Consider the following 12,419-nt stretch of genomic DNA (forward strand, 5'->3'; position numbering starts at 1 on the left):
TTGGTTCCCTTGCGCAACAGGCCTGTCCGGAAAAACAGTCATTTTGCGCCGGAATCGAGAGGATTCGTCTGTCTCACATGAATATTTCAGGAAAAGCAATAGCGTCTGCAATAGATAAAATCAAAGATAAAGACATCAATGTTCCGGAACAGACTTGCCTTGCAGTCATGGCTTTCTCTAATAAGCTGATTTGAGAAACAATGTTGCGTCAGTATATCGGGCAGACTCCCCCCTTGCATTCGGCAGTTCGCCCGTTAATCTGAAGCTCCGTAAAACCCGGCCCAAAAGAATCAATGGAATAAACCCGATGACCGAGACCCCTTCAGACAGAGAACAGGATATTGAAAAACCGACAGCGCCGGTTTCTTCTGTCATGTCTGATGATCAGGCAAAACCTGTTATTGCCATTCCGGGGTCCGAGGACACGCTGGATCTGCCGGGAAAGCTCTTTCAGCTGGAGAAACCGCTGGAACTCGACAGTGGTCTGGAGCTGACGCCTGTTGAAATCGCCTATCAGACCTACGGTCAGCTGAATGAAAGGCGCAACAATGCCATTCTGATTTGCCATGCACTGACCGGGGATCAGTTCGTTGCCGAGACCCATCCGATCACAGGCAAAAAGGGATGGTGGGATCTCATGGTCGGGCCGGGGCGTCCGATTGATACTGACAGGTATTTTGTCATCTGCAGCAATATCCTGAGCGGGTGCATGGGATCATCGGGTCCGGCAAGCAGGAAACCGGAGAGTGATCAGCCCTATGGACAGGAATTCCCCGTCGTAACAATCAATGACATGGTCAAGGCGCAAAAGGCACTGGTTGAGCATTTCGGTATCGAGAAGCTCTTTGCTGTTGTCGGCGGATCCATGGGCGGCATGCAGGCCCTGCAGTGGGCTGTCAGCTATCCGGACATGATGGAAGCTGTCGTGCCGATTGCCACAGCCCCCCGACACACCGCGCAGAACATTGCCTTCCATGAAATCGGGCGTCAGGCCATTATGGCCGACCCGGACTGGTGCCAGGGCAACTATCACCGCGAGGGCAAGACGCCGCGCGCAGGACTGTCTGTTGCGCGCATGACCGCGCACGTGACCTATCTGTCAGAAGCAGCGCTGCATCGCAAGTTTGGGCGGCGTCTGCAGGACCGCAAGTCCCTGACCTACGGCTTTGATGCGGATTTTCAGGTGGAAAGCTATCTGCGCTATCAGGGCTTTACCTTTGTGGATCGCTTTGATGCGAACACCTACCTCTATATTACGCGGGCCATGGATTATTTTGATCTGGCGGCAGAACATGACGGGCGTCTGGCCAATGCCTTCATGAACAGCCGGGCCCGTTTCTGTGTGGTGTCCTTTTCCAGTGACTGGCTTTTCCCGACCAGCGAGAGCAAGAGCCTTGTGCATGCGCTTTCTGCAACCGGTGCGGATGTCAGCTTTGTCGACATTGAAAGTGATGCGGGTCACGATGCCTTTTTGCTGGATGTTCCCGAATTCCGTGAAGCCATTCAGGGCTTCCTCGACAGTTGCTGGGCGAAGACGAATGCCTGAACGGCAAGCCTGACGCACGAACAGACAATTTCTAGTTTTGGATCGAACGATGACTGCCCCAGAAGAAAACCGTGTGACTGCGAATTCCGGCTCTGTAAAGCTGCGTCATGACATGCGTGCACTGTCTTCAATGATTGGCGATGGCAAGCGCATTCTCGACATCGGCTGTGGCGAGGGCGTCCTGCTGGAGCATCTGGTCCGTGACAAGGCTGCTGTTGCCAGGGGGCTTGAACTGTCACAGCAACTGGTCAACAAGGCAGTGGCCCGCGGACTGTCTGTTATTCAGGGCAATGCCGATACCGATCTGGTCTATTACCCGGATCAGTCCTTTGACTACGCCATCCTGTCCCAGACCCTCCAGGCGACCAACAACCCGCGGGCTGTCGTTGCCGAGCTGTTGCGTATTGGCAGGCGGGCTGTCGTTTCCTTTCCGAACTTCGGGCACTGGCGCGTGCGATTGTCCCTCGGGCTTTCAGGCCGTATGCCTGTCACAAAGTCGCTGTCCTACCAGTGGTACGAAACGCCGAACATCCACTTTTGCACGATCAAGGACTTCTTCGTGCTGTGCAGGGATATGGATGTGGTGATCGAACAGTTTGCCATTCTGGATGCACAGGGCAAACCGAGAAACCCGGCTCTGGCGAACCTGCTGGGACACCAGGCCATTTTTGTGCTCCGGAACCCCCGGAACAGCTAGGCGGATCCGGCATGACAAAAGGCGTGACACCTGACAGGGTTCACGCCTTTCTCTGTCTGGATGAACGGACTGTGATCACATGCCGATAAAGGGCTGGATCAGACGGGGAAGCAGACCCTTGAACTTGAGGTTGCCTTCTGTGGCAATCAGGCAAATGCAGGCCTCGCTCATGTCCGCAATCGGCTGGTGCTCGGTTTCGCCGTCAAGATCGGCAACATCACCACGCCGGAAGCGCCCGATCTCGTCCGTGTAGGAGCCTTTCAGCACCAGTGTAAGCTCTGTTCCGGAATGGGAGTGTTCCGAAATGGTTGTGCCCGGTGCAATGTGCAGCAGACGCAGAGTGCCGCTTTCCTCGTCAAAGCCGCCGATCGGATAGTGTTTGACGCCCGGAACCATCTGCTTCCATGGAAGATTGTCCAGATCATCGTGCGGAAGATACTGCAGCAGGGATGGTGGCGCGTTTGTCACAACCGGTGCGACCGGGAGGGAGGTCACGTTGGATGCTGCTTCGCCTGTCTCCCCGTCCTGAAGACGGAGCATGATGGAGTCAAAGCTGTCATCTGAGAGCGTTTCGGGCTTGAGCTGGTCAAGAAGGCAGCCGCCGATTTCCTCATGGCTGCGCAGTCGTTCGCGACAGGAACTGCAAAAAGACAGGTGCGCAGAGACAACAACCGAGAAGGCCGGGCTGAGAGTACCGGCAGCATAGGCAAAGAGCATTTCGTCTGTCAGGTGATGTCGGGGCGACATAACGACAGGAGCCTCCGGTTGTTTCTTGTGGTTGTGCAGTGTTCCGGACATCAGGCGTTCTCCAGAGCTGTCTTGAGTTTTCCGACAGCCAATCTTATGCGGGACTTTACGGTTCCCAGCGGGATGCCCAGGGCATCTGCGATCTGGGAATGGGACAGATCCCGGAAAAAACAAAGGTGGATGACTTCCATCTGTTCTTTTGACAGGTCTTTCAGCGCTTCCTTGATGCGAACGCGGTTTTCCTTCAGCTCGACAACTGTATCGCTCATCACCACCGGATCGGGCTGGGCTGACGGGTCGTTCCAGTCGGCGACCTGCCTGGCCTGTTTGCGCAGGACATCAATACGCAGGTTCCTGGCGATCGTAAAAATCCAGGTGCTGGGCCGTGCCTTTGCAGGGTCAAAAAGATGAGCTTTGCGCCAGAGGGCAACCATGGCTTCCTGCATGACTTCCTCTGCCTGTGAGGCATCCGAACCGGATTTCATCAGGTAGGCTTTCAGGCGCGGTCCAAAGTAGTCAAACAGGCGTTTGAAGGCCTGTGGATCACGACTGGCGGCAACTGCCTGTATGTCACTGGCATAGTCAGCACGAGGAGTTTCCACGTCAGGCATGGCTGCACTGCTTTCTGTCAAAATATTGTTTAACAGCATTGGATCATCCCGGGTTTATTTGTGTCTGTTACGACAGGGCATCCCGGGCCGATCACTGTTGATGAAAACTTTTCTTTTCCTGCAGAGATTGCGAACTCAAAACGGAAAATTCATAATAAACTCATGGGTATGATCCACCAAGAGCCGTGTTTCGTAAAGCCTTCAAAACCAACAGAGCAAGGAAAGGCTGATTTCGGTGAGACAATTTTCTTCGTCCCTATCAAGTGGAACCGGACAAAGCATTGCTGTCGTTGGTTCCGGCATTTCCGGTCTTTCCGCGGCATGGCTTCTGTCGCACAGCTGTTCTGTGACCCTCTATGAAAAGGATGACCGTCCAGGTGGTCACAGCAACACGGTCGAGACACCCGATGGTCCTGTCGATACGGGTTTTATTGTCTACAACGAGAAGAACTATCCGAATCTGACAGCCCTGTTCAATTACCTCGGAGTGCAAACGGACGCCTCAGACATGTCCTTTGGCGTCTCCGTTGATCGTGGCCGCATTGAATATGCCGGCCGGGACCTTGCAGGCCTTTTTGTGCAGAAAACCAACCTTCTCAGCCCGTCGTTCCTGCGCATGGTTTACGACATTCTGCGTTTCTATCGCGAGACGATGTCCGGCTTTCACTCGCCTGCCCTGTCCCGTAATCTTGAAGACATGACACTGGGCGATTTTCTGACTAGGCGGAATTACAGCCAGACCTTTATCAATCAGCATATTGTTCCGATGGGCGCGGCAATCTGGTCAACACCTGCTGAAAGGATGATGGAGTATCCGCTTCAATCCTTTGTAACCTTTTGTGCCAATCACGGTTTGTTGCAAACAAGGGATCGCCCCCAGTGGCGGACGGTCTCGGGCGGGAGCCGCAGCTATGTGAACAGATTGCTGGAGGCTTTTGAACAAAACGGCGGAAAAACGGTCCTCAACAGTCCGATCAGAACGGTGACAACGACAGAAAGCGGTGTGCGTCTGGAAACGCATACAGGACAGTCTTTCTCGCATGACCAGGTCGTACTTGCCTGTCATGGTGATCAGGCGCTTTCCATGATCGATCAGGCTACGGACGAGCAGAAAAACCTGCTTTCGGCCTTTTCCTATCAGCGCAACAGGGCGATCCTTCACACGGACAGCCGTTTGATGCCGAAACGCCGCAAGGCCTGGTGCAGCTGGAACTATCTGCATGACAGGAGGGCGGGGCAGGACAATCTCTGTGTGACCTACTGGATGAATTCACTGCAACGCATTCCTGCCCGGCAGGATTACTTTGTCACACTGAATCCGGACCAGATGCCCGAAGAGGGCTCAATTGTCCGTAGCTTTCTCTACGATCACCCCCTTTTCAACATGTCCGCCAACAGGGCGCAGAAGGATCTCTGGTCGATACAGGGGCAGAACGGGCTCTGGTTTTGCGGCAGCTATCTGGGCTATGGTTTCCATGAGGACGGCCTGCAGTCGGGGCTGGCTGTTGCCGAGGTTCTGGGGGCAACACAGCGTCCCTGGAAAGTGCGCAGGGACAGTGATCGCGTGAACCTGCCCCAAGAGTGGCTTGATCGCCTGCCGAGCTTTGCAGATGAAGGCCGAATCAAAGAGGCTGTGGCATGAACCCGGCCTCTTCCTTCAGATCCTCGCTCTTTACCGGTAAGGTCCTGCATCACCGCCACAGCCCCAGAAAGCACAAGTTGACCTACAGGGTTTTCAGTGCCCTGATTGATCTGGACGAGTTGCCTGAACTGGATAAAAGTCTTCGCCTTTTTGGCTGGAACCGTGGCGCGCTCCTGTCGTTCCATGACCGAGATTACGGGGAGGGAAGGACAGGGAAGCTCAAGGAAAGGGCTCACAGGCTCTGTCGGGAAGCCGGTATCTCCGGAACGCCGGGCCGGGTTGAACTGCTCTGCTATCCGCGTCTTTGGGGTTATGTCTTTAATCCCCTGTCTGTCTATCTGTGCTATGATGGCGGTGGTGCTCTGGTTGCCGTTATCTATGAAGTCAGCAACACCTTCGGGCAGAGACACAGCTATGTTTTCCCAGAACTTTCGGCGAAAAGCGGCGTGCTGGAGCCCCATGGCTGCCGAAAGGGATTTTATGTTTCTCCCTTTATGCCGATGGAAGCGGATTATGCTTTCCGCCTTTCCCTGCCGGAGACAGAGCACTTCAGTCCGGAGGACCGTCTGACCCTTGCCATTGCCCAGCGCTGCGATGCCGGAGACAGATTGAACGCTGTTTTCAGCGGTCAGCGCGTTCCTCTCAATGACAGGGAAATCGCGAAGACCGTTGTCGGAAACCCTGCGATGACCTTCAAGGTTATGGCAGGCATTCACTGGGAAGCCCTGAAGCTCTGGAAGAAAAAGCTTCCTCTTTATCCCAGACCCGAGCCTCCCCTTCGCAACTACACCATTGTCCGCACCCCCCAGACTGTTCCTGCCGTGCCCGCTGTTACCGGAAAGGATGAGATCCAATGAGCGACAACCTGCAATCCCGTCCTTCCGTGTCACCACTGGAAGGTGCTCTGGAGAGTATTCCGCTGCCCCACACACCTGATCTGGATAAGGGTCTGGGTTTCATGGAGCGGCAGGTTCTGAACTTCATGGCACATATCGAGGAGGGCTATCTGGTTCTCCATTTGCCCAATGGTCATTGCCACTGTTTTGGCGATCAGGAGGCCGATTTGCAGGCCGATATTACCTTTCACAGTCTGGTTGCCTTGCGTCGCAGCTTTTTCGGAGGAGACCTCGGGTTTGCCGAAAGCTATCTGAAAGGCGAGTGGAGCAGCAGCAATCTGAGTGACCTGCTTTTGCTGATGCTCCGTAACCTGCAGTACTTCAAGACACTTCCGCTTCTGGCAACCTTCCGCTCCAAGATTGCCCGTCTGCGCCATCTGATGAATGACAACTCCCTGCGTGGCAGTCGCCGCAATATTGCCTATCACTATGATCTGGGAAATGATTTCTACAGGCTGTGGCTTGATCCCACCATGACCTATTCCTCGGCTCTGTTCGGGCGGGAGGACCAGACACTGGAAGAAGCCCAGGACAACAAATACGATACCATTGCCGACTGGGCCGATCTTGATGAAAATTCCCGTGTTCTGGAGATCGGTTGCGGTTGGGGCGGTTTTGCCCGTCGCTGTCACCAGCAGTCTGGCAGCCGGATAACCGGATTGACCCTGTCCAGGGAACAGCTGGCCTTTGCCCGGCAAAAGGCTGCCGAGGCGGGTCTGGAGGACAGGCTGGAGTTCCGTCTGGAGGACTATCGCCATTGCCGGGGGCAATATGATGCGATTGTGTCCATTGAAATGTTCGAGGCTGTCGGGGAAAAACACTGGGAAAGCTATTTCACCACTCTCCATGATCGTTTGAAGACCGGTGGCAAGGCCGTGTTGCAGATCATCACGATTGCAGATGACCGCTATCCTGTTTATCGCAAGGGCACGGACTTTATTCAGCAGTACATTTTTCCGGGAGGCTTCCTCCCCAGTCCGTCCGTCCTGAGGGAACAGTTTGCGAAGTACGGTTTTCGTCTGGAACGGGAACATTTCTTCGGACAGGACTATGCCCGCACTCTTGCTGTCTGGCGTGAGGCCTTCCTCAGGGAATGGCCGGAACTGGAAAAGCAGGGCTTTGACGAGCGCTTCAAGCGCATGTGGCTTTATTATCTGAGCTATTGCGAGGCGGGCTTTGTTGAAGATTCCATCAATGTGGGATTGTTCAAAATTGTCAAAACCGGTTAGTCCTTTTATCATTGTTGCCTACGGTTTGCCCGCACTGGCTCTGAGCCTGCCCCTCATTCCCGGGCAGGTTCTGGTGCCCGCTTTCTATGCGGCGAACACAGCCGTGACGATTTCGACTGTGGGGCTGGTCCTTTTCCTGTCCCGTTGCCTGGATGTCCTGGGGGACCCGTTCATCGGATGGCTGGCGGACCGGGCCATGTCTGCCGGCAGGGGATTTCGGCGTCTTGTGGTCTTCGGGGCCGTCCTCAGTGGACTGTCCCTCTACATGCTTTTTGTGCCGGCTGAAAATGCAGGAGGCCTCTGGCTTTTTGGCTGGTCAGCCTTGCTTTTTACCGGCTGGTCGGCTGTACAGATTCCCTATACTGTCGCTTCTGCGCGCATCAGTGCACGCCGGACAGATCGCTTGCGGCTGAACGGTTCGCGGGAGCTGGTTGGTTTGCTGGGGCTGGTTGGTGCGGCCCTTTTTATCGGGTTGTGGCCCACTGAAACAGAGGCGGATCAGTTGCTCGGACTGGTTGTCATGACACTGTTCAGCGGGGCCTTTGGTCTTGTCATCTATTGCCTTTGCGTTCCTGTTCCGCAAGCCGGACACTCCCCGGCGCAGGGATACAGTCCGCTCAGGGTTTTCCGCTGGTTTGTTCGCCTGTGGCACGATGCTCCGGTAAGGGCGCTGGTTGGGGCCTGGCTTTTGAACGGCATGTCCAATGCCCTGGCTGCTTTTTGTTTTCCGCTCTATGTTCTTCTGGTGCTTGAAAGCTCCCTGCAGGATCGGGGACTTCTTCTTCTGGTCTATTTCCTGTGCGGTATAGCCTTTATTCCCCTGTGGGTCAGGCTGGCCGGGAAATGGGAGAAGCACAGAGTGTGGTGCTGGGCCATGCTGCTGGCCTGCGGAGCCTTTCTTTATGTGCCCCTGCTCTCGGGTGGTGACTTCCATGCTTTCCTGCTGATCTGCGTGATTACAGGTGCAGCGCTCGGGGCGGATCTGGTTCTGCCGCCCGCTCTTCAGGCTGATGTCAGTGATCATGACCGTCTGTCGGTAGGGCAGGATCGATCCGGGTTTCTTTTCTCTGTCTGGAGCATGGCGACCAAGCTTTCATATGGTCTGGCCGCAGGACTGGGTGCCCTGCTTCTGTCCTTTGCAGACATTTCCGAAAATGCTGCGAGTATTTCCGACAACGGAAAGATCCTGCTGTCTTTGATCTATGCCTTTGTTCCTGTCGTACTGAAAATATGGTCCGCCTCGATTATGTGGCGGTTCAATCTGACGAAAGAGGAAATGAAACGCATTCAGCAGGCGCTTTCCTGACGTTTTATCTCTTTTTTGAAAACGGGATGACTGAATCGTTCCGGACCATTGAAGGAGGCCGTGATGCGCCGCGTTTTCCTGTTTTTTGTTCCTCTTTTGCTGGTTCTGGCGGGATGCAGTTCGATGAAAGTCGAGGATTTCAAATCTGAGAAACCTGAGCTGGACCTCTTCGAATACTTCGAAGGGGAAACGGTTGCATGGGGATGGTTTGAGGACCGCTTTGGAACGGTCAAGCGTCAGTTCCGTGTTGATATCACGGGGACTGTCTCCAACAGTGCGCTGACGCTTGATGAGGATTTTTTCTATCGTGACGGGGAGCGATCCCAACGCGTCTGGACCATTACACGTGACGGAACAAACGGTTATATCGGAACAGCTGCGGACATTGTCGGTGAAGCCCGTGGAACGGTTTCAGGCAATGCCCTGAACTGGAAATACACACTTGCCCTTCCGGTCGGTGGCTCCGTCTATCATGTCGATTTCGACGACTGGATGTTCCTGCAAGATGGTGGTGTTCTGATGAACCGCGCCATTGTCACAAAATGGGGTTTTGAAGTCGGGCGTGTTTCCCTTGTCTTTCAAAAGCAGCAATCCCTGATCCAGGCAGCGCAATAGCTGCGCCCTACTGCCATGCAGGCATTTTGTCCTTCAGCGGGAAATCCGGCAGTCTTTGCATCAGGGTCTTCCTGATTTCAATCCACCATGTGCCCATGACAATTACGGCAATACCGATCAGGAAAACAGCAATGAGCGATCCTGTTGTTGCCAGATCCGTTGCGCCTTCCAGTGTGGTGCCCAGAACCGAGACAAAGTAGATCATTGCCGAAGTCAGGAATGATTTTCTGTCCATGATCAGTGACAGCAGGAAGGCCAGCGACAGAACAACCACAGCCCAGAGCATGCCTTCGAGCGAAGCGCCGGCCAGATCCAGCGCAATGGTGTGGACAAGAGCAGGCGCTGCGATGACATGGCACCAGAAGGCGAGGCGTGAGGGAGCTGTTTCGCGTTTCGGATCCCTGACGTCGTTCAGAATGCCGAAGAAAAGAGCAGCCAGCCCGATGATCGCAATGTAGAGATCTTCTCTGAAGGGGAAGCTTTCAGCAGCATCAATCACTATCAGGAAGCCGTTGAAGGTAACGGAGAGGGCAACCAGTCCTGCAGCCGCAATGGGAACAACACTGAAGGGAATGCGGGTCAGGTGATAGTGAAGCAGAATCAGCCCAAGCGCCGTGTAGGCCAGAACAATGAATTTCACATACAGCAGCAGATCACTTTTGTAGAGAACTGGCGTGTGAAGGGCCTCTTCCAGAAAGCCGAATCGCATGACAGCAGCTGAGACGAAAAAGGAATAGAGCAGGGTCAGAACAATCCCCGGGAAGACCATTTTCCGATTGTTGTAGTAAAAGCGCGCCAGAAAGAGGCTGAGAGCACCAAGCACAATTGGTGTTGCCGTTTCTATTGCTCCTCCAAGGGCAAAACTGAGCATGAACCCGCCCATCAGGAAAAAACCGAGTCCCAGAGAGATGAAGATTTCCGACAGTCCCTTGAAAACAACAAAGGGTTCGGTATCGCGGGAGCCGGGGTTCAGGCGACTGGCTTCAAAAGTCTGAATGGCCCTGCTCTGTTCATCCGTGATGAGGGAGGCGTCTTGCCACCGTTCAAGCTGCTGTTCCAGTTTTTCGCTCATGAACTGTCCTTTCCGGTCCTGCGCTCTGGGTAAACCGGAAAAAAGAACATTTCAAGGCAGATTGATATAACGGGGTTTAAACGGAGGCCTTGTTGGCAATCCACCTCAGAACAGGACCGATAAGCGGCAATCTTCCGTAAAAATGGACCGAGGCATCCCAATAGTCGTGATGACTGTGGATCAGACCTGTATGCCTGTCCTGCAGGATTTCCGAAAACCCTGTCACATCCATGGTTTCGAGAACCGGCACCTTTCCCCGGAACCGCCATTTGATAACCCAGTTCCGTTCGGAATCTGTTTCGTTCAAAGTTGTGATGGCGAGAATCTCAAAGGAGGGAGAACGGACATCCCGGCGGGTCTTGTCGAGGAGTTTACAGAAGGCTTCCTGTCCCTGAAGGGAATTGAATGGATCGATGAAGCGAAAATCCGTGCTTGTGTGCTGCGCGACGAGGGCGGGCAGTGCAGAAAGATCCTGTTCCCCGATATGGACAAAAAAATCCAGATAGGCCTGAAGCTCCTGTTCGAGTTCTGCCTCGTGTTTCATTCCGCTTTTTCCCCGGGTCTCAGTTTGCGGGTGATCCTGAAAAACAGACTATAGGGCAAAAGCCTGAGACACTTCAAAGTCCATGAGAGTCTTCTCGGGAAAGTGATTTCAAAAGCCTGACCCTTCAGGCCTTTGATAATGCGGGCAACAGCTTCGTCCACTGTCATCAGAAAAGGCATGGGGAAGGTATTTTCCCGTGTCATGGGAGTGTCGACAAAGCCGGGATTGATAACCTGAATGCGCACAGCGCTGCCCTGCAGTTCACCGCGCAGGCTTTCTGCATAGCTGATCAGACCGGCTTTCGTTGCCCCGTAAAAGCCCGCGTTGGGCAAACCGCGATAGCCCGCCACGGAGGCAACAAAGACCAGGGCGCGTTCCCTTGAGGGATCGGACAGCATTTTCGGCAAGAGCAAAGCAGCCAGCTGTGCAGGGCCCAGAAGATTGACCTCCAGATGCTGCTGCACCAGTTCCGGTGTGATGGCCTGCGTCGGAAGGGATTGATAAACTGCCGCGTTGATGATCACCAGATCGGGAAGTCCGCATTGTTTCTCAATCCTGTCCAGCTGCCTTTCCAGACTGGTTCTGTCTGCAAGATCGGCAACAAGAGGTGTGATGTTTGAGGCTTTTCCTGCAAGGTCCAGAAGAGGTTCTTTGCTTCTGGCAGAAACAAAAACCTCTTTGACATTTTCCGAGAGTTTGCGCGCAAGACCGCGCCCAATCCCGCTGCTGGCACCGATAATCCAGATTGTCGTGTCCTTGCCGAGTTCAAAGGGGATCATTGTTCCTGTCCGGTCGGTGCGCAAAGCCTGCAGCGATAGACAATTTCTGATCCGTCGCTTCCTTCAAAGCGCAGACCAACCCATCGTCCCCTGTCATCGTACCAGACCTCTGTGCGCAACTCTCCTGTATAGCGATAGCGGGTGGAGAGAACATCCTGACCATTAACGGGCAGGGGCTCCTGATCCTCCTTGAGGATTTCAACCGCATTGATGCTTCCTGTCAGGGTGTTAAATACTTCGCTTTGATTGAGAACGGCAACATTCCAGTGGTTTGTGGGGTAGATGGTGCCAGAGCTTGATCCCCGCCCGTTCCCGCCCTCGAAAACGAAGGTGCCATCCTGTTCCAGAAAACCCGAGTTTGCGGCAGTTTCCTCACTGTTTTCGCGAACCTGGGAGGAGATTGATGTCAGTCCGCGATCCTGTTCCCACAGGGCATCCGAGCGATAGCGATAGGTATAGACCGTCAGGCCAAGAAAGGTGATGTCCAGATCAAGCGCAGAAGACACTTGCAGTCTTTTTTGCTGACGACCCTCCAAGGGGGGAAGCCACTGGTATTCCATGCGGTGTTCGCCGACCGGTTCCCCGTTGCGGAAGACGTCATAGAAGGCCTGCGGACCGTAGAGGGCAACCGGGTCCTGAAAGGCCAGAGCCGAAGAGAGGCCGCCCAGACCGAAGAAGGCGACAGCGGCAAGTTTGAATGTCTTTAACAGGATCATGGAACAGCCCGCATTGATT

At 54.3% G+C, this 12,419-nt stretch carries 13 protein-coding genes; 7 read left to right on the forward strand and 6 right to left on the reverse strand.

The window, feature by feature from the left end; genetic code table 11:
- The first annotated feature begins 307 nt into the window (after positions 1–307).
- Together metX and metW are read left to right on the forward strand one after the other, a co-directional pair.
- On the forward strand, positions 308–1,546 hold the full coding sequence (gene metX, locus AAAH10_RS12415) for a homoserine O-acetyltransferase MetX (RefSeq protein WP_343564004.1): 1,239 nt from the start codon (positions 308–310) through the stop codon (positions 1,544–1,546).
- Positions 1,547–1,595: 49 nt separating this feature from the next.
- The gene (metW, locus tag AAAH10_RS12420) at positions 1,596–2,243 is read left to right on the forward strand and encodes a methionine biosynthesis protein MetW (protein WP_343564005.1); all 648 of its coding nucleotides are present in this window, start codon (positions 1,596–1,598) and stop codon (positions 2,241–2,243) included.
- 75 nt (positions 2,244–2,318) lie between these two features.
- On the opposite strand, the gene AAAH10_RS12425 is transcribed toward metW, so the two are convergent.
- Together AAAH10_RS12425 and AAAH10_RS12430 are read right to left on the reverse strand one after the other, a co-directional pair.
- Positions 2,319–3,041: a ChrR family anti-sigma-E factor gene (locus tag AAAH10_RS12425; RefSeq protein ID WP_343564007.1), complete on the reverse strand. Its 723-nt coding sequence runs from the start codon at positions 3,039–3,041 to the stop codon at positions 2,319–2,321.
- Positions 3,041–3,640: a sigma-70 family RNA polymerase sigma factor gene (locus tag AAAH10_RS12430; protein ID WP_343564009.1), complete on the reverse strand. Its 600-nt coding sequence runs from the start codon at positions 3,638–3,640 to the stop codon at positions 3,041–3,043. The genes AAAH10_RS12425 and AAAH10_RS12430 overlap by 1 nt, the downstream gene beginning before the upstream one ends.
- Positions 3,641–3,836: 196 nt before the next feature.
- On the opposite strand from AAAH10_RS12430, the gene AAAH10_RS12435 reads away from it, so the two are divergent.
- From AAAH10_RS12435 to AAAH10_RS12455, 5 genes are all read left to right on the forward strand, one after another.
- Entirely contained in the window at positions 3,837–5,243 is a 1,407-nt protein-coding gene (locus AAAH10_RS12435) for an NAD(P)/FAD-dependent oxidoreductase (RefSeq protein ID WP_343564011.1), read from the forward strand.
- Positions 5,240–6,100, forward strand: a complete 861-nt coding sequence (locus tag AAAH10_RS12440; protein WP_343564013.1) for a DUF1365 domain-containing protein — start codon at positions 5,240–5,242, stop codon at positions 6,098–6,100. Before AAAH10_RS12435 ends, AAAH10_RS12440 begins: the two co-directional genes overlap by 4 nt.
- Positions 6,097–7,368, forward strand: a complete 1,272-nt coding sequence (locus AAAH10_RS12445; protein ID WP_343564015.1) for a class I SAM-dependent methyltransferase — start codon at positions 6,097–6,099, stop codon at positions 7,366–7,368. Before AAAH10_RS12440 ends, AAAH10_RS12445 begins: the two co-directional genes overlap by 4 nt.
- The gene (locus AAAH10_RS12450) at positions 7,352–8,674 is read left to right on the forward strand and encodes an MFS transporter (RefSeq protein ID WP_343564017.1); all 1,323 of its coding nucleotides are present in this window, start codon (positions 7,352–7,354) and stop codon (positions 8,672–8,674) included. The genes AAAH10_RS12445 and AAAH10_RS12450 overlap by 17 nt, the downstream gene beginning before the upstream one ends.
- A gap of 63 nt (positions 8,675–8,737) precedes the next feature.
- Positions 8,738–9,289 (forward strand): DUF3833 domain-containing protein, encoded by a 552-nt coding sequence (locus tag AAAH10_RS12455; protein ID WP_343564019.1) that lies wholly within the window; start codon positions 8,738–8,740, stop codon positions 9,287–9,289.
- A 7-nt stretch (positions 9,290–9,296) separates the two neighbouring features.
- On the opposite strand, the gene AAAH10_RS12460 is transcribed toward AAAH10_RS12455, so the two are convergent.
- The 4 genes from AAAH10_RS12460 to AAAH10_RS12475 all read right to left on the reverse strand — a co-directional run bounded on the left by AAAH10_RS12460 (position 9,297) and on the right by AAAH10_RS12475 (position 12,400).
- A complete protein-coding gene (locus tag AAAH10_RS12460) occupies positions 9,297–10,361 on the reverse strand; it encodes a hypothetical protein (protein ID WP_343564021.1) in 1,065 nt (354 codons plus the stop codon).
- Between the two features lie 76 nt (positions 10,362–10,437).
- A complete protein-coding gene (locus AAAH10_RS12465) occupies positions 10,438–10,905 on the reverse strand; it encodes a nuclear transport factor 2 family protein (protein WP_343564023.1) in 468 nt (155 codons plus the stop codon).
- Complete coding sequence (locus AAAH10_RS12470) at positions 10,902–11,684, reverse strand: SDR family NAD(P)-dependent oxidoreductase (protein ID WP_343564025.1); 783 nt, start codon at positions 11,682–11,684, stop codon at positions 10,902–10,904. The genes AAAH10_RS12465 and AAAH10_RS12470 overlap by 4 nt, the downstream gene beginning before the upstream one ends.
- A complete protein-coding gene (locus AAAH10_RS12475; RefSeq protein ID WP_343564027.1) occupies positions 11,681–12,400 on the reverse strand; it encodes a DUF6134 family protein in 720 nt (239 codons plus the stop codon). Before AAAH10_RS12475 ends, AAAH10_RS12470 begins: the two co-directional genes overlap by 4 nt.
- Between the last annotated feature and the right edge of the window lie 19 nt (positions 12,401–12,419).

This window comes from Carbonatibacter coralli (assembly GCF_039592655.1).
Classification (GTDB): domain Bacteria; phylum Pseudomonadota; class Alphaproteobacteria; order Kiloniellales; family Kiloniellaceae; genus Carbonatibacter; species Carbonatibacter coralli.